9 protein-coding genes, 1 tRNA gene and 3 rRNA genes are annotated in these 17,376 nt (G+C 64.9%); 8 read left to right on the forward strand and 5 right to left on the reverse strand.

The window, feature by feature from the left end; genetic code table 11:
* The first annotated feature begins 83 nt into the window (after window positions 1-83).
* Window positions 84-1,694 carry a tryptophan--tRNA ligase gene (locus U5918_RS12000; RefSeq protein WP_336001597.1) on the forward strand — a complete coding sequence of 537 codons (1,611 nt, stop codon included), beginning with the start codon at window positions 84-86 and terminating at the stop codon, window positions 1,692-1,694.
* 12 nt (window positions 1,695-1,706) lie between these two features.
* Here U5918_RS12000 and U5918_RS12005 read toward each other — a convergent pair whose 3' ends face one another.
* Window positions 1,707-2,132 (reverse strand): hypothetical protein, encoded by a 426-nt coding sequence (locus U5918_RS12005; protein ID WP_336001598.1) that lies wholly within the window; start codon window positions 2,130-2,132, stop codon window positions 1,707-1,709.
* 317 nt (window positions 2,133-2,449) lie between these two features.
* Between U5918_RS12005 and pheS the strand changes: the two genes are divergently transcribed.
* Together pheS and pheT are read left to right on the forward strand one after the other, a co-directional pair.
* Window positions 2,450-3,961, forward strand: a complete 1,512-nt coding sequence (gene pheS, locus U5918_RS12010) for a phenylalanine--tRNA ligase subunit alpha (protein ID WP_336001599.1) — start codon at window positions 2,450-2,452, stop codon at window positions 3,959-3,961.
* Window positions 3,961-5,706, forward strand: a complete 1,746-nt coding sequence (gene pheT / locus U5918_RS12015) for a phenylalanine--tRNA ligase subunit beta (RefSeq protein WP_336001600.1) — start codon at window positions 3,961-3,963, stop codon at window positions 5,704-5,706. Before pheS ends, pheT begins: the two co-directional genes overlap by 1 nt.
* 10 nt (window positions 5,707-5,716) lie before the next feature.
* Here pheT and U5918_RS12020 read toward each other — a convergent pair whose 3' ends face one another.
* The 4 genes from U5918_RS12020 to U5918_RS12035 form a co-directional block, all read right to left on the reverse strand.
* Window positions 5,717-7,540 carry a histidine kinase N-terminal 7TM domain-containing protein gene (locus tag U5918_RS12020; RefSeq protein ID WP_336001601.1) on the reverse strand — a complete coding sequence of 608 codons (1,824 nt, stop codon included), beginning with the start codon at window positions 7,538-7,540 and terminating at the stop codon, window positions 5,717-5,719.
* A gap of 63 nt (window positions 7,541-7,603) precedes the next feature.
* Window positions 7,604-9,397: a histidine kinase N-terminal 7TM domain-containing protein gene (locus U5918_RS12025; RefSeq protein ID WP_336001602.1), complete on the reverse strand. Its 1,794-nt coding sequence runs from the start codon at window positions 9,395-9,397 to the stop codon at window positions 7,604-7,606.
* Between the two features lie 123 nt (window positions 9,398-9,520).
* The gene (locus U5918_RS12030) at window positions 9,521-10,573 is read right to left on the reverse strand and encodes a quinone-dependent dihydroorotate dehydrogenase (RefSeq protein WP_336001603.1); all 1,053 of its coding nucleotides are present in this window, start codon (window positions 10,571-10,573) and stop codon (window positions 9,521-9,523) included.
* Window positions 10,574-10,624: 51 nt separating this feature from the next.
* Complete coding sequence (locus U5918_RS12035; RefSeq protein ID WP_049995293.1) at window positions 10,625-10,822, reverse strand: hypothetical protein; 198 nt, start codon at window positions 10,820-10,822, stop codon at window positions 10,625-10,627.
* Between the two features lie 342 nt (window positions 10,823-11,164).
* On the opposite strand from U5918_RS12035, the gene U5918_RS12040 reads away from it, so the two are divergent.
* From U5918_RS12040 to rrf, 5 genes are all read left to right on the forward strand, one after another.
* A complete protein-coding gene (locus U5918_RS12040) occupies window positions 11,165-11,476 on the forward strand; it encodes a non-histone chromosomal MC1 family protein (RefSeq protein ID WP_336001604.1) in 312 nt (103 codons plus the stop codon).
* A 751-nt stretch (window positions 11,477-12,227) separates the two neighbouring features.
* Window positions 12,228-13,699 (forward strand): 16S ribosomal RNA (locus U5918_RS12045).
* Between the two features lie 109 nt (window positions 13,700-13,808).
* Window positions 13,809-13,880 (forward strand) — tRNA-Ala (locus U5918_RS12050).
* 292 nt (window positions 13,881-14,172) lie between these two features.
* Window positions 14,173-17,088 (forward strand): 23S ribosomal RNA (locus U5918_RS12055).
* A 156-nt stretch (window positions 17,089-17,244) separates the two neighbouring features.
* Window positions 17,245-17,366: ribosomal RNA gene (rrf, locus tag U5918_RS12060) — 5S ribosomal RNA — on the forward strand.
* The 16S, 23S and 5S rRNA genes sit together here with 1 tRNA gene alongside, the layout of an rRNA operon.
* The last annotated feature ends 10 nt before the right edge of the window (window positions 17,367-17,376 follow it).

The following is a 17,376-nucleotide window of genomic DNA, read 5'->3' on the forward strand; positions in this document are numbered from 1 at the left end:
GATGACCACGGGCGCGGGCCGCGACGCTCACTCCGCTTTTTCGACCGGTCCCGGCGAGAAACGACACCCCTGATTCGACACAGATGACACGCGAACCCGACACCGACGCTGACGAACCGACTCCGGACGACCGACCAGCGGCCGATGCCGACCGTGCAGTGACGGACGGCGGGGCTGCGGGCGCCGACGACGTGACCCTCGACCCGTGGGGCTCCTCGACGGTCTCCGACTACCGCAAACTGTTCGAGGAGTTCGGCATCGAGGGGTTCGACGACGTGCTGGACGAGGTGCCCGACCCCCACTACCTGATGCGCCGGGGGGTCATCTTCGGCCACCGGGACTACCGCCCCGTCGCGCGAGCGATGCGCGACGACGAGCCCTGGGCCGCCCTCTCGGGGTTCATGCCAACCGGCGACCCCCACATCGGGCACAAGATGGTCTTCGACGAGATCATCTGGCACCAGCAGCAGGGCGGGGATGCCTACGCCCTGATCGCGGATCTGGAGGCCCACAGCGCCCGCGGGCTCTCGTGGGACGAGATCGACGAGCACACCCGGAACTACGTCCTGAGTTTGCTCGCGCTGGGGTTCGACCCCAAGGAGGGCGACCTCTACCGCCAGTCTACCAACCGCGAGGTGCAGGATCTGGCCTTCGAACTGGGTATCGAGGCGAACTTCTCGGAGTTCCAGGCCATCTACGGCTTCGACGGGGAGACGGACGTCTCGCACATGCAGTCGGTCGTCACGCAGATGGCCGACATCCTCTATCCCCAGCTCGACGAGCCCAAACCCACGGTGATCCCCGTCGGGCCGGACCAGGACCCGCACATGCGCTTCGCCCGGGACCTGTCGACCCGGATGCGCTTCTTCAAGGTGACCGACGCGTTCGCGAGCTTCGAGCTGACCGACGCCGAGCGGGAACTCGTGGCGATCGCCTACGACCACCGCGAGGAGTTCGCGGCGGACCCGGACACGCCCCGGTGTGGCGAGGCCGCCGCGTGGCTGGCCGACTACGAGACGAACGCGACCGACGCCCGCGACGCCGCCGTCGAGAAACTCGACAACGCGGGGAAGGAACCGCTCCGGCCCAGGGTGCGCTTCCTCGACCGCAACGCGACCGACGCGGCGTTCGACGCCCTGATCGAGGCCATCGACGGCGAGAAGCGCCGGTACGAGGGCCACGTCGACGCCTTCGACCTCGATCACGACGTGGCCGAGGAACTGGCCCGCGACGTCGAGGTCGACAACGGGGGATACGGATTCCAGCCGCCGTCCTCGATCTACCACCGGTTCATGACCGGCCTGACCGGTGGCAAGATGTCATCCTCGATCCCGGCGAGTCACATCAGCCTGCTCGACGACCCCGAGGAGGGCTACGACAAGGTGAAATCCGCGACGACGGGCGGCCGCGAGACCGCCGAGGAACAGCGCGAGAAGGGTGGAAGGGCCGACGAGTGTCCGGTGTACGAACTGTACGCCTACCTGCTCTCCGGTGACGACGACGAGTTCGCGAAGGAGGTCTACGACGAGTGTGTCGGCGGCGAGCGCCTCTGTGGCGGCTGCAAGGAACAGGCCGCCGAGCTGATGGAAGAGTTCCTCGAGGACCACCAGGAGAAACGCGCGGAGTGGGAGGCGAAGCTCGAGGAACTGGACTTCGAGATCGACTCCGACCGCAAGCGGGCCGGCGGCGACTGACTCTCGGGTTCTTCAGAGTCCTTCAAGCGCGGCGACGAGCACCTCGGCGGTCGCCTCCGTCGCGGCCTCGCCCCCGTCGGTCGTGACCTCGATCACGTCGCCGCCCGCGTCGACAAGGACGGAGGCCGTCTCGCCGCTGCCCTGGATCGCCACGTCGACGGCATCCCCGTCGGCGTCGACGACGGTGTCGGGCTCGACGCCGTCGAGGATCCCGTCCGGGCGCACGGCGGTCTCCACGTCGAGTTCGCCCGCGTCCGGAACAGCGACGCCGTCGAGCGTCTCCTCGACGATCCCCGGGTCCAGCCCGAACCGTTCGAGCCCGTTTCCCAGTTCCATCGCCACGTCCCCGAGCGGCGTCGGTCCGAGCGCCGATAATCCATCGAGAAGGCCGAAGACGTCGGTGCTCCCCCGCGACCGCTCGTCGCGTCTGTCGGTCATCTGTACCTGTAGCTACACGTTCGGGGGTATAATTCTTCCGTCGCCGTGCCAGGGCGGTACGCTTTTGCCGACACCTGCCCATCGCTCGCACATGGCATCCGAACCCCAGTGCCGGTGCGTCGCTCGCCAGGGAGTCCCGAGAGCGGGGTTCGGCTTCTTCTTCGCCGCCTGAGTCGGCGGAGTTCCACCGGGGGGAGACGCCACGGGGAACGAAATCGGCTCGAGGGGGCACCGACGGGAGAGCGGCGGGACCCGAACCGCGAGTGAGAACCGTTAACTGACCGACCCGCGCGGTACGTACCAACGACTATCCACGCATGAAACTGCCACAGGCACAGGTCGCGGTCCTCGAGGCCGCGAGCGCAGACGACGAACGGACGATCGATCGGGTCGCCGACCAGGCGGGCCTCAAGCCCGAGACGGCGACGGGGGCGGCCTTCGAACTCGAGGCGGCCGGCCTGCTCACCGTCACCGAGCGCACGACCAGCGACGTCGAACTGACCGAGGAGGCAGAGACCTACGTCGAGCACGGCCTGCCGGAACTGCGGCTCTACGAGGCGGCCGTCGACGCGGGGGCCGACGAGGGGCCCGTGCAGATGGGGCAGGTCATCGGTGCCTCCGGGCTGGAGGGCGACGCCGTCGACATCGCGCTGTCGAACTACGCCCGGAAGGGCTACGGCGAGATCGACAGCGGCGAGATCACGGCCGACCCCAACGCTGACCCCGAGGCCGACGACGAGGCGACGACGCTCGACGCGCTGGCCGAGGGCGCGGGCGCGTACGCGCGAGAAACCGCCCTGAAAGATCTGGACAACCGCGGGCTGATCGAGCAGACCGAGACGGTGATCCGCTCGGTGACGCTGACCGACGACGGCGTCACGGCGATGATGGAGGGGGTCGAGACCGCCGAGACGGTGGGCCAGCTCACCTCGGAGATGCTCACCAGCGGCGAGTGGGCCGAGGCCGACTTCGCGGAGTACAACGTCGAGGCCGACGCCGAACGGGTCGTCCCCGGGCGCAAGCATGCGCTGCGGGAGATGGCCGAACGGGTGAAAGACGTGCTCGTCGGGATGGGCTTTCAGGAGATGCAGGGGCCACACGTCGACGCGGACTTCTGGATCAACGACTGCCTGTTCATGCCCCAGGACCACCCGGCGCGGAACCACTGGGATCGCTTCGCCCTCGACGAACCCGAGCGGATCGACGAGTTGCCAGCGGACCTGGTCGAGCGGGTCGAGCGCGCCCACCGCGAGGGCGTCGGTCCTGACGGGGAGGGCTATCACTCCCCCTGGGACCTGGACTTCGCGAAGGCGCTGGCACTGCGCGGGCACACCACGTCGCTGACGGCTCGCCACCTCTCGGGGGAGGCCGTGGGCGAACTGGAACCGCCCCAGCGCTTCTTCTCCATCGAGAAGGCCTACCGCAACGACACGCTGGACGCGACCCACCTGCTCGAGTTCTTCCAGATCGAGGGCTGGGTGATGGCCGAGGACCTCTCGGTGCGTGACCTGATGGGGACGTTCACCGAGTTCTACGAGCAGTTCGGGATCACGGACGTCGAGTTCAAGCCACACTACAACCCCTACACGGAGCCGAGCTTCGAGCTGTTCGGCCGCCATCCCGAGACGGGCGAGTTGATCGAGATCGGCAACTCCGGGATCTTCCGCCCGGAGATGCTGGAACCGCTGGGCGTCGACTGCGACGTGATGGCGTGGGGGCTGGCGCTCGAACGTCTGTTCATGCTCGCGACCGGCGCCGAGGACATCCGCGACGTCCACGGGACGCTCGTGGATCTCGAGTTCCTGCGCGAGGAGGAGGTGACCTACTGATGCCGACCGTCGAGATCGACCCCGACGAACTGCGCCACCTGACCGGCCACGACGAGAAAGACGACGAGGAACTGAAGGAGGATCTGTTCGGCCTGGGCCTCGAGTTCGAGGGCGAGACCGACGACGGCGAGTTCGAACTGGAGTTCGCCCCCGACCGGCTCGATCGCCTCTCCGTCGAGGGCGTGGCGCGCTCGCTGCGCTACCAGTACGGCGACGACCGCGGCGTCTACGTGCCGAACGTCAACGACGCCGAGTGGACGATCCGGGTCGAGGACGTGCCCGAGGACCGCCCGTACGTCACCGGTGCCATCGTCCGCGGGCTGGACATGGACGAAGAGTCGCTCGACTCGCTGATCCAGCTCCAGGAGAAACTCCACGCGACGATGGGCCGCCAGCGCGTGAAGGGGGCCATCGGCGTCCACGACCTGACGATGCTGAAAGGGGAGACGCTGGACCCCGACGACGACGCCGCGAAGTCGGTCACCTACACCGGCGTCGACGGCGACGAAGAGACGATGGTCCCCCTCGAGGGCGACCAGGAACTCACCCTGAACGAGGTGCTCGACGTCCACCACATCGGCCAGGAGTACGCGGACCTGGTCGAAGAGTACGAATCGATGCCGGCCATCTACGACGAGGTCGGGCTGTTCTCGTTCCCGCCGGTTGTCAACGGCCGCCGGACCGAGGTCGACGAGGGCTCCCGTGACCTCTTCGTCGAGATGACGGGGACCGACCAGTGGACGGTCGACAAGATGCTGGCGATCGTCTGCTACGCCCTGGACGCCCGGGGCGGCCGGATCGAAGAGATACGCGTCGAGTACACCGACGACGCGCCCGAGACTCCAGCGGCCGGGAGCGAACTCGTCCGGCCGGACCTGGCGACGAAGGCGAAAACCGTCGAACACGACGCGGTCGAGACGATGCTGGGCGTCGACCTCGGCGAGCGCGACGTGGTCGACCTGATCGAGCGTGCGGGCATGGACGCCGAGACCACGGAGACAGACGACGGCGCGGCGGCCTACCGGGTCGACGTGCCGCCCTACCGGGTCGACGTCCTCCACCCGGTCGACCTGATCGACGACGTGGGTCGGGCCTACGGGTTCAACGAACTCGAACCCCGGTATCCGGACGTCTCGACGGTCGGCGGTCGCCACGAGCGCTCGCGGCTGGAAAACGCCGTCCGCGAGGCGCTGGTCGGGCAGGGGTTCGAGGACCTGCTGAACTTCCACCTGATCGACGAGGAACAGAACTACGAACGGCTCGAAATCGAACCGGGCTCGGACGCGTTCGGCGGCGGCGAGGCCGTCACGATCGAACAGCCCTACAGCGAGGACTTCACGATGGTCCGCTCGTGGGCGCTGCCCTCGATCATGATGGTTCTGGAGAACAACACGCACCGCGCGTACCCGCAGGACCTCGCGGAGGTGGGCTTCTCGGCCCACGTGGACGAATCCGAGAACACGAAGGTTGCGGAACGGCGGACCGTCGCGGCGGCGCTGTGTCACGCCGGCGCTTCCTACGAGGACGCCAAGGCGGCGCTGTCGGCGCTGGTCGAGGCCTTCGACGCGGACCTCGAGACGCCGGCGACCGACCACCCGTCGTTCATCGACGGGCGGACCGCGAGCGTCGTCATCGACGGCGAGGCCGTCGGGGTCGTCGGCGAGATCCACCCCGAGGTCATCGTCGAACACGACGTCGAACTGCCGATCGCGGCGTTCGAGTTCGAACTGGCGGCGCTGCGGTAGGCCGGAGCGGCTAGCGGTCACTCGGGTTCGGCCCGGTATCCCGCTCGCCGGGGCGGATTTCGCCGGTGATCTCGAACCTTGCACCACCGGAAGAGGACCGCTGGTCGTCTTCCGAGCCCCCATCGCTCTCTGTGACGGTGATCTCCCAGCCGTGGGCTTCGACGATGGTGCGGACGATCGCGAGGCCGAAGCCCGTGCCCTCGGGTCTCGAACTGAATCCCTGTTCGAGGACTCGCTCCCGGTCGTCCGGGCTGATGCCGGGGCCGTCGTCGGCGACGTAGAAGCCGCCGTCGAACGTCCCGACGGTGACGGTCACGTCCGGACCGGCGTGCTCGATCGCATTGCGAAAGAGGTTCTCGAACACCTGCAGGAGCCGACCGTGGGACGCCTCGACGGTCACGTCGGCCTCGACGTCGAGCGTGGCGTCTCTCGTGTCGACGTTCCCCCAGGCGTCCCTGGCGAGCGTCGCGAGGTCGAGGGGTTCGGTGTCGTCGATGGTCTTGCCCAGACGGGCGAAGGTCAACACGTCGTCGACGATCGCTTCCATCCGGGCGAGCGCCTGCTCGGCCTCGTCGAGGTGTTCCTGGTCGTCGCCGGCGTCGACGATCTGGAGTCGGCCGCCGATGACGTTCATCGGGTTGCGGAGGTCGTGGGAGACGATGCCGGCGAAGTCCTCGAGCTGGTCGTTCTGCCGTTCGAGTTCGTCGGTGCGTCGTTCGAGCACGCGCTTGCGGCGCTCGCGTTCGGTCACGTCGTGGATCAACGCGACGTACCCGTGCATCTCGCCGTCCTCGGTGAGCGCGCTCACGAGCACGTCGAAACAGCGAGGATCGCCGTCGTCGGGTTCGATCCAGAGGCCCGTGTACCGCCCGTTGACCACCTCGCCGGGGGCGACGGTCATGAACTCCGGGATCCCGTCCACGAAGAGATCCGGTGGGATCACGGTCTCGAGGTCCTTCCCGACGACGCGGCTGTCGCTCCGCCCGAGCATCCGCTTGCCGAGCGGGTTGGTATCGACGATCCGACCCTGGTGGTCGACGACGAGGAAGCCGGTGCCCATCTCCTCGATGGCCTGATCCCGCGCCAGCGGCGCGAGAGTCTTGGAGTGGCCGCCGAACAGCGCCATGACCCGCTGGAGCGGCAGGAAGGAGAGCGTCCGGTAGCTGACCGTCACCACGAGCGAGAGGGTCCCGAACAGCAGGAAGCCAAGCGGGGTGAGCGTGTAGTACGGCGTCGGGCTCAGCCCGAGTACGGTCACGAGATGGGAGACGTGCAAGACGACGAGCAGGGCGAGCAGGAAGAAGGTGCGCTTGCGGAAGACGTTCCGGGAGCGCAGGAACATCTTGTAGAGGAAGTACTCGTTGACGAACAGCAGGGCGTTGCCGAACGCGTAGTGGGCGGTCATGAGGTCGTACCCGAAGGCACCGAACGCTTCGCCCCGGCCCAGGGCGAGCGTCACCTCCGGGGAGACGAGGTCGTGGCCGACGAGGACGAGGGCGATCACGACGAGCGGTTCGAGGACGATCAGTGCCCGCAGGGACCCGCTCGTCTCCTCGGCCCGGCCCGTGTAGGCGAGGGTAAAGAGCAGGAACAACGACGGGATGGCGATGGCACCGGTCATGGTGAGACGGTTGCCGAGCAGGCGCGGTTCGACTGCCGTCGTCGAGACGACGACCACCTGCCCGGCCGCCCAGAGCGTGATCGCGAACGCCGTCGCCGAGAGCCAGGTCGTCCCACGCTTCGGGCGCTCCCGCCAGACGACGGCCGTGACCGCGACCCCGAGCAGCGTCGACAGCGACAACAGGACGGTGTACGGCGTGACCTGCCAGGGCATACGAATTCACCTGTCTGATCGGTGGGGATAAACCTCTCCCGTGTTCTCTCGGCTGATACCGGTTCAGTCGGCGACCGCGGCCACGTCCTGTTCGGTGCGGAAGGCCTCGCCGGTGATCTCGAAGCGCGCGCCGCCCGCCTCGCTTTCGGTGACGGTGATCTCCCAGCCGTGGGCCTCGACGATGGTCTGGATGATCGTGAGGCCGAAGCCGGTGCCGTCCTCGCTCGTCGTGAACCCCTCTTCGAGCGCCCGGTCGCGCTGCTCCGGGGGGATGCCGGGGCCGTCGTCGGCGACGTAGAAGCCGTCGTCGAGTTCGCCGACGGTGACGGTCACGCGTGGGTCGGCGTGTTCCACCGCGTTGCGGAAGAAGTTCTCGAACATCTGCAGGAGGCGGCCGTGATCGCCCTCGACGACGCGGTCGATCGCGACGGTGAGCGAGCCCTCTTTCGTCGCGACGGTCTCCCAGGCTTCCCTGGCCGTGTCGCCGAGTTCGACGGGATCGGTCTCGCTGACGGACTGGCCGCTGCGGGCCAGCGTCAACACGTCGTCGACGATCTCGCGCATCCGGTCGAGGGCGTTCTTGGCGGGCGCGACGTGCTCGCTGTCGGTGTCGCGTTCGATCAGGTCGAGGCGACCGTCGGCGACCGTCATCGGGTTGCGGAGGTCGTGGGAGACGATGCTGGCGAAGTTGTCGAGCTGTTCGTTCTGGCGTTTCAGCTCCCGGTTCTGTTCGCGGAGCCGGCGCTTGCGGCGTTCCCGTTCGGTGACGTCGTGGATGAGCGCCACGGTGCCCGAGGCCTCGTCGTCGCCGAGTCGCGTCACCAGCACGTCGAAACAGCGCTGCTCGCCCGCGGGCGTTTCGACCCAGATGCCGGTGTGGCGGCCGCTGCCGTCGGCCGATCCGTCCCCCGCGGCCTCGAAGAAGCCCGGCGTGCCGTCGACGAAGATCTCCGGGGGGATGACAGACGCGATCCGCTTGCCGACGACGCGGTCGTCCTCCCGCGCGAGGATGCGCTTGCCCATCGGGTTGATGTCGACGATCCGGCCCGCGTGGTCGATCACCATGAAGCCAGTCGCCATCTCCTCGATGGCGCGCTCTCGGGCGATGGGGGTGAGGCTCTTGGAGTGGCGGCCGGCCAGTCGCATGAGTCGCTCGAGCGGCAGGAACTCGTAACTCCGGTAGCTCACCAGCGCCAGCAGTGAGAGCGCGCCGAACAGCAGGAAGCCGAGGGGAGTGAGCGTCTGGTAGGGCGTCGGACTCAGCCCGGCGACGCTGAGGAACTGACAGGCGTGGAGGGCGACGATCAGCGAGAGGAGGAAGAAGGTGCGCTTGCGGAAGACGTTCCGGGACCGCAAGAACATCGCGACCAGCAGCGCCTCGCTGACGAACAGGAGCCCGTACCCCCACGCGTGCTGGGCGATCAGGAGCGGTCCGTACGTCACGAACAGCGACGCGCCGGCTGCGCCCGCCTCGAGCGACCCGGGGGCGAACATGAGTTCGGAGCCGACCAGCGCGAGCGCGCTCAGTACCGTCGGCTCGAGCAGGAGGAGGACGATGAGCAGGGGCCCGGCCCGATCGCCGCGGCCGGTGTACTGGAGGGAGAAAAACAGCCAGAGCGGCGGCGTGAACACCATCCCGGCCACGGTCAGGCCGCTTCCCAGCAGGCGCACCGCCTGGTCGGTGTGGGAGACGACGATCACCTGCCCGAACGCCCAGAGGGTGACGGCCAGGGCGGCGAAGGACAGCCAGGTCGAGCCGGCTTTGGGTCGCTCCCGCCAGACCAGCGCCGCGACGGCCAGCCCGAGCGCTCCCGAGAGCGCGAGCGGGACCGACAGCGGCGCGATCTGCCATCCCATCTGATTGTGACAGCATCCCACTGAACCGGTAAAACTCCCTGCCCAGTTCTAGCGGGTGATACGCACACGGGACCCGGACCGGGCAGTCCAACCGTCGGCCCGCTGGCCCTGTCCGGGCGCCGGTCAGTCGAGGTCGGCGCCGACGGCCTCGCTCACGTGGTCGAACCCGTCCCGGTCCAGCAGGTCGAGCAGGCCCCGGTTGATCTCCCGGGCGATCGACGGCCCGCGGTAGACGAGGCCGGTGTACAACTGGACCACGCTCGCGCCCGCGCGAATCTTCCGGTAGGCGTCTTCGGCGCTGGTGACGCCACCGACGCCGACGACCGGGACGTCCGTGCGCTCGGCGACGAACCTGACCATCTCGGTGGCCCGTTGCTCGATGGGCTTGCCCGAGAGGCCGCCCGTCTCCGCGCGGTTCGGACTCCGCAGGGAGGCCGGGCGGTCGGTGGTCGTGTTCGTGGCGACGACGCCGTCGAGGTCCAGTTCGTCGACCAGATCGAGGGCGTCCTCGACGGCCGGATCCGGGAGGTCCGGCGAGAGTTTGACCAGGAGCGGGGCCGCACCCGCGTCCTGCAGTTCGCCCAGGATCGCTTCCATCGAATCGCGGTTCTGGAGCTCGGCGAACCCCTGGGAGTTCGGGCAGGAGACGTTGACGACGAAGAAGTCACCCCCCTCGGCCACCCGTTCGTAGGTCTCGCGGTAGTCCGCCGGCGCGTCGTCCGGATCCACGTGTTCGGACTTAGCGATGTTCACCCCGACGGGGACCGGGGCGTCCGTGGCGGCGAGTCGCTCCCCGACGACGGCGGCCCCGTCGTTGTTGAGGCCCATGCGGTTGATCAGGGCCTCGTCCTCGCGGAGGCGAAACATCCGGGGTCGGGGGTTGCCGTCCTGGGGCACGGCGGTGACGCCGCCGACCTCGACGAACCCGAAGCCGAGGGCGGCGAGCGCGCCGGGGATTTCGGCGTTCTTGTCGAACCCGGCGGCGACGCCGACCGGATTGGCGAACGCCTGGCCGAAGGCCTCGACGGCGAGTCGGTCGTCGTGGACGGCGTATCGCTTCTCCAGCGCGCGTGCGATGGGGGTCCCGTCCGCGAGTCCGAGCAGTCGGTGGACGCTCCGGTGGGCGGTCTCCGCGGGCAGTCTGAACAACAGGGGTCTGGCTAGTCCGTAGATCACGGGTACTCCTTGTAGGGGATGGACGGGCGATGGAACGGGCCGGAGGACCGCTCAGAACTCGTGTTCGACGTCCTCCGGGTCGGCCTTCTGGATGATGATCTTGTTGTCACGGACTCGAACGAACACCTCGTCGCCGATCTCCATGCCGGCGACGGCCAACTCGTCCTCGTGCAGGTTGATGTGGACGTTGTGGTACTCGCCATCTTCGTCCTTGGCGCCACTCGGACTCAGCTTCTTTTTTCGCACCATCGCGCTATCGTAGTCGTGGTTCGCCGGAGGAATTACTTAAGCTTACCGTGCCGGAGTCCGTCTCGTCCCCCGTTCCTCGCTCGCGCGGTCGAGCCGGTCGAATCGTACGCTAATTGCACCGGGTTCACTCGCGATCGCGACTGCCAGCCAGGCCGGATCGACCGCGAACCGATCGCGCCCGCGCGCCGGAGGGGCGTGAATTCGCCCGATATCGCCCGAATCGGGGCTAAACTTCTCGACGGTTTATGAATTTGTATATAAATGTACCGCCAGACGGCGGCCGGGTGCGGGGGTATATTTATGGTGGGTCATGTGCTGAATTGACACGGAGAGGCGAAAACCATGGCACGTGACCAAGACAAGCGCAACTTCGCGCTGCGAGAAACGAACGGAGACGAGTCTAGCGTCTTCTCCGGCGGCACACCACGGCAGGCGGCACTGAAGGCCGCCCGACGACTCGATCCGGCCGACAGCGAGTCGGCCGCCGATCGAACGGAGCTCAAACTCCGCGAGAAGGGCACCCACAAGGTCCACATCTACGAAGGGTGGGCCTGGGAAGAGGAAGCCCCCGACGACAAGCCGGACTGGATGCCGACCGAGATCACCAAAGGTAACGTGGAGAAACAGGGCGTCGAACACCTGGAAGAGATCTGAGAGCGCCGCATCGGGGGACATTTTCGGCGTACCATCGCGTACACGCACACGGGCGCGTACCCACAAACGTAAACCGGACTCCCGCCTAGCTCCAGCTGCGTGGAAACACCCGACCAGACCGGACGCACCACGCGCGGGATGACCGGTCGGCCTCCGCCCACGCGACAGTTTCTACGTCGCGGACACCCCATTTACCAGATCGAACACACATACGAGATCAATCAGGTAGTCGATCGCGCGCGAGCGTCTCCCACGTGACCGACTGCCGAAGCGCCTCCGCTTCGACGGCCTTAAGTAAAACACCCCCTTCTGAAGAAATACGAAGGCGGGGCGGTGGGTCGACGCCCACTGCCCGCCAGTCTGCATCGATCCCCTTAAGTGTATCAAGGGGATTCAGGCAAACGCGCACGGCCGTTCCGGGATGCGATTTCCCGGACGACCGATCCGATGCCCTTAAGTGTAACAGGGCATTTGGGTTGATGTAGACGAGGCCGGCTCGGGGCCGACATCGCCCGGGCCGCGGTCCGAACGAACACCGAAGCCCTTATGGGCTCACCCGGTGTACAATTAGGTCCGCGAAACATGAGGATTCCACCCCTGCGGTCCGCCGTATAGATGGGATCTGATGTTAGCCCTGGCAGTTCGGTGACACTCGGTCGGTCCGTGTGTCGTCGAACGTGTTATACCTTCGATAGAGCACACCCCATCCGGGGTGTGTCCCGCCTATCCCTCCTGGCTTCGGCCAGGAGACATTCCGGTTGATCCTGCCGGAGGCCATTGCTATCGGAGTCCGATTTAGCCATGCTAGTCGCACGGGTTTAGACCCGTGGCAGATAGCTCAGTAACACGTGGCCAAACTGCCCTATGGATGGAGACAACCTCGGGAAACTGAGGCTAATCTCCAATACAGCTCTCATGCTGGAGTGCAGAGAGCTGGAAACGCTCCGGCGCCATAGGATGTGGCTGCGGCCGATTAGGTAGACGGTGGGGTAACGGCCCACCGTGCCGATAATCGGTACGGGTTGTGAGAGCAAGAACCCGGAGACGGAATCTGAGACAAGATTCCGGGCCCTACGGGGCGCAGCAGGCGCGAAACCTTTACACTGCACGACAGTGCGATAGGGGGACTCCGAGTGCGAGGGCATACAGTCCTCGCTTTTCTGTACCGTAAGGTGGTACAGGAACAAGTGCTGGGCAAGACCGGTGCCAGCCGCCGCGGTAATACCGGCAGCACAAGTGATGGCCGCTATTATTGGGCCTAAAGCGTCCGTAGCCGGCCGAGCAAGTTCGTCGGGAAATCTGCCCGCTTAACGGGCAGGCGTCCGGCGAAAACTGTTCGGCTTGGGGCCGGGAGATCCAAGGGGTACGTCCGGGGTAGGAGTGAAATCCCGTAATCCTGGACGGACCACCGATGGCGAAAGCACCTTGGAAAAACGGACCCGACGGTGAGGGACGAAAGCTAGGGTCTCGAACCGGATTAGATACCCGGGTAGTCCTAGCTGTAAACGATGCTCGCTAGGTGTGGCGCAGGCTACGAGCCTGCGCTGTGCCGTAGGGAAGCCGAGAAGCGAGCCGCCTGGGAAGTACGTCTGCAAGGATGAAACTTAAAGGAATTGGCGGGGGAGCACTACAACCGGAGGAGCCTGCGGTTTAATTGGACTCAACGCCGGACATCTCACCAGCACCGACAGTAGCAGTGAAGATCAGGCTGATGGTCTTATCGGAGCTACTGAGAGGAGGTGCATGGCCGCCGTCAGCTCGTACCGTGAGGCGTCCTGTTAAGTCAGGCAACGAGCGAGACCCGCATCCCTAGTTGCCAGCAGCAACCTTGTGTTGGCTGGGTACACTAGGGAGACTGCCGCTGCTAAAGCGGAGGAAGGAACGGGCAACGGTAGGTCAGTATGCCCCGAATGTGCTGGGCAACACGCGGGCTACAATGGCCGGGACAGTGGGAAGCTACCCCGAGAGGGGACGCTAATCTCCGAAACCCGGTCGTAGTTCGGATTGCGGGCTGAAACTCGCCCGCATGAAGCTGGATTCGGTAGTAGTCGCGTGTCATCAGCGCGCGGCGAATACGTCCCTGCTCCTTGCACACACCGCCCGTCAAAGCACCCGAGTGAGGTCCGGATGAGGCCACCATGCGGTGGTCGAATCTGGGCTTCGCAAGGGGGCTTAAGTCGTAACAAGGTAGCCGTAGGGGAATCTGCGGCTGGATCACCTCCACTGATCGGGACTGAGGTTCGCCTCAGCCCACCTTTCGGTATCACACGTTCGCGCCACGAACCGACCGAGCACCTATGAACTGCCAGGGCTAACATTCGTCCGCAGGGACGGGCCCATAGCTCAGCGGCAGAGCGCCGCCTTTGCAAGGCGGAGGCCCTGGGTTCAAATCCCAGTGGGTCCATACCCCGTCCCCGACTCGAACCGTGCCCCTTAAGTGGGGCACACCACTCGACTCGGGTACGGAAGACCGATGCACCACCCCGTGTGAACGCGGGTGGGAAGGGTTGATGCACGCACCGGCTACCACCGGGCGTTGCAGATGACACTGTGTGTACGTGCGATCCAGGCGTCCACTGGACTCGTGTGCAGTTTATCGAGTCTTAACGACGCGACTCGGAATTATTCCGAGTCACTACACGACCCGGACCTAGTCCGGGTCACCAACGAGATCCGGATCAGTCCGGATCATCATCAGCGATTGGCTACTATGCCAGCTGGTGGATAGCTCGGCTCAGGTGCCGATGAAGGACGTGCCAAGCTGCGATAAGCCGTGGGGACCCGCACGGAGGGGAAGAACCACGGATCTCCGAATAGGAATCCTCTCGCAATTGCTTTGCGCAATGGGGAACGCCGGGAATTGAAACATCTCAGTACCGGCAGGAAAAGAAAACGAATGTGATGTCGTTAGTAACCGCGAGTGAACGCGACGTAGCCCAAACCGAAGCCTTCGGGCAATGTGGTGTATGGGCTGACTCTCATCACCGGATCGTCTTCACGAAGTCTCCTGGAACGGAGCGTGAAACAGGGTGACAACCCCGTAATGAAGACCAGTACGGTGTGCGTCAGTTCCAGAGTATCGGGGGTTGGAAATCCCTCGTGAATACGGCAGGCATCGACTGCCAAGGCTAAATACTACCTGAGACCGATAGTGGAAAAGTAGCGTGAGCGAACGCTGCAAAGCACCCTCAGAAGGGAGGTGCAATAGGGCTTGAAATCAGTTGGCGATGGAGCGACGGGGCACGAAAGGTCCTGTGACGAACGATCGAGGGGCGACCCTCCCGTAGGACTCACAGGAAGCCGGTGTTCCGTCGTACGTTTTGAAAAACGAGCCAGGGAGTGTACTTGTTTGGCGAGTCTAACCCGTTCATCGGGGAAGGCATAGGGAAACCGACATGGCCGCAGCGCTTTGCGCCAGGGCCGCCGTGTTCAAGCGCGGGGAGTCAAACGGGTACGACCCGAAACCGGGTGATCTACGCGTGGGCAAGATGAAGCGTGCCGAAAGGCACGTGGAAGTCTGCTAGGGATGGTGTCCTACAATACCCTCCCGTGACCTACGTGTAGGGGTGAAAGGCCCATCGAACCCGGAAACAGCTGGTTCCGACCGAAACATGTCGAAGCATGACCTCCGCCGAGGTAGTCCGTGGGGTAGAGCGACCGATTGCCGTGTCCGCCTCCGAGAGGAGTCGGCTCGGCTGTCAAACTCCGAACCTACGGACGCTGTCGACGCGGGGAGTCCGGTGTGCGGGGTAAGCCTGTGCACCGTGAGGGAGACAACCCAGAGCTGGGTTAAGGTCCCCAAGTGTGGACTAAGTGCGATCGAAGGTTGTCCCGAGCCCTAAACAGCCGGGAGGTGAGCTTAGAAGCAGCTACCCTCTAAGAAAAGCGTAACAGCTTACCGGCCGAGGTTCGGGGCGCCCAAAATGATCGGGGCTCAAGTCCACCACCGAGACCTAGCCGCGCCCTTGACCGGGCGACCGCGTAGGTCGGCGCTCTAATTGGATGGAAGCAGGGGTGAGAACTCCTGTGGACCGATTAGTGACGAAAATCCTGGCCATAGTAGCAGCGATAGTCGGGTAAGAATCCCGACGGCCTTACGAGCAAGGGTTCCTCGGCACTGTTCGTCAACCGAGGGTTAGCCGATCCTAAGTCCGTTCGTAACTCGCGACGGACAAAAGGGAAACTGGTTAATATTCCAGTGCCACTGTGCAGTGAAACCGACGCCTCGGGGTCGACCAGACCGGGCCTTCGCCCGGTGGAACCGTCCAAATCCGTGGAAGCCGTAATGGCACGAAGCGGACGAACGGCGGGATACCGCAAGCTGGTTCAACCTGGGGCCCGTGAAAAGGGAGCACAGTGTTCGTACCGAGATCCGACACAGGTGCTCGTGGCGGCGAAAGCCAAGGCCTGTCGGGGACAACCGACGTTAGGGAATTCGGCAAGTTAGTCCCGTAAGTTCGCGATAAGGGATGCCTGCCCCGGAAAGGGGCAGGCCGCAGTGACTCGGGCGCTCCGACTGTCTAGTAACAACATAGGTGACCGCAAATCCGCAAGGACTCGTACGGTCACTGAATCCTGCCCAGTGCGGGTATCTGAACACCTCGTACAAGAGGACGAAGGACCCGTCAACGGCGGGGGTAACTATGACCCTCTTAAGGTAGCGTAGTACCTTGCCGCTTCAGTAGCGGCTTGCATGAATGGATTAACGAGAGCGCCACTGTCCCAACGTTGGGCCCGGTGAACTGTACGTTCCAGTGCGGAGTCTGGAGACCCCCAAGGGGAAGCGAAGACCCTATGGAGCTTTACTGCAGGCTGTTGCTGGGACATGGTCGCTAATGTGCAGAGTAGGTAGGAGCCGTTACAGAGGTACCCGCGCTAGCGGGCCACCCAGGCACACATGAAACACTACCCGTTAGTGACTGTGACCCTCACTCCGGGAGGAGGACACCAATAGCCGGGCAGTTTGACTGGGGCGGTACGCGCTTGAAAAGATATCGAGCGCGCCCTAAGGCCATCTCATCCGGGTCGGAGACCCGGAGAAGAGCGCAAGAGCAAAAGATGGCTTGACAGTGTCCTGCCCAACGAGGGACGCTGACGCGAAAGCGTGGTCTAGCGAACCAATGCGCCCGCCCGATGCGGGCCATTGATGACAGAAAAGCTACCCTAGGGATAACAGAGTCGTCACTCGCAAGAGCACATATCGACCGAGTGGCTTGCTACCTCGATGTCGGTTCCCTCCATCCTGCCCGTGCAGCAGCGGGCAAGGGTGAGGTTGTTCGCCTATTAAAGGAGGTCGTGAGCTGGGTTTAGACCGTCGTGAGACAGGTCGGCTGCTATCTATTGGGGGTGTCATGGTATCTGACGGGAACGTCCGTATAGTACGAGAGGAACTACGGATGGTTGCCACTGGTGTACCGGTTGTCCGAGAGGGCACGTGCCGGGCAGCCACGCAACACGGGGTAAGAGCTGAACGCATCTAAGCTCGAAACCCACCTGGAAAAGAGATACCGCTGAGATCACTCGTAGAAGACGAGTTCGATAGACTCGGGGTGTACGCACCGAGGTGACGAGGTGTTTAGCCCGCGAGAACTAACAGATCGAAGCCACCAATCATACCGCATTGAGACTCGATTCCACACGAGTCCAGGCGCTAACTGGATCGCACGTACCACACAGGTTGTAAGATTAGCCTTACACGCCTCGAACTCGGAGACGAGTTCGAGACACCGACACTGGCACTGTCGCGGTTCGATTCCGCGAGTCGGCGTTAAGGCGGCCACAGCGGCGGGGTTACACCCGTACCCATCCCGAACACGGAAGTTAAGCCCGCCAGCGTTCCGGGGCCTACTGGAGTGCGCGAGCCTCTGGGAGACCCGGTTCGCCGCCTCCATTCATATTCG

This window comes from Halorientalis sp. LT38 (assembly GCF_037031225.1).
Lineage (GTDB): Archaea > Halobacteriota > Halobacteria > Halobacteriales > Haloarculaceae > Halorientalis > Halorientalis halophila.

Bases quoted from the DNA above. Each gene is read 5' to 3' on its own strand.
- U5918_RS12035 (WP_049995293.1), bottom strand. From the start codon at position 10,822: ATGGTGCGAAAAAAGAAGCTGAGTCCGAGTGGCGCCAAGGACGAAGAT.
- U5918_RS12025 (WP_336001602.1), bottom strand. From the start codon at position 9,397: ATGGGATGGCAGATCGCGCCGCTGTCGGTCCCGCTCGCGCTCTCGGGA.
- U5918_RS12005 (WP_336001598.1), bottom strand. From the start codon at position 2,132: ATGACCGACAGACGCGACGAGCGGTCGCGGGGGAGCACCGACGTCTTC.
- pheS (WP_336001599.1), top strand. From the start codon at position 2,450: ATGAAACTGCCACAGGCACAGGTCGCGGTCCTCGAGGCCGCGAGCGCA.
- U5918_RS12020 (WP_336001601.1), bottom strand. From the start codon at position 7,540: ATGCCCTGGCAGGTCACGCCGTACACCGTCCTGTTGTCGCTGTCGACG.
- pheT (WP_336001600.1), top strand. From the start codon at position 3,961: ATGCCGACCGTCGAGATCGACCCCGACGAACTGCGCCACCTGACCGGC.
- U5918_RS12040 (WP_336001604.1), top strand. From the start codon at position 11,165: ATGGCACGTGACCAAGACAAGCGCAACTTCGCGCTGCGAGAAACGAAC.
- U5918_RS12000 (WP_336001597.1), top strand. From the start codon at position 84: ATGACACGCGAACCCGACACCGACGCTGACGAACCGACTCCGGACGAC.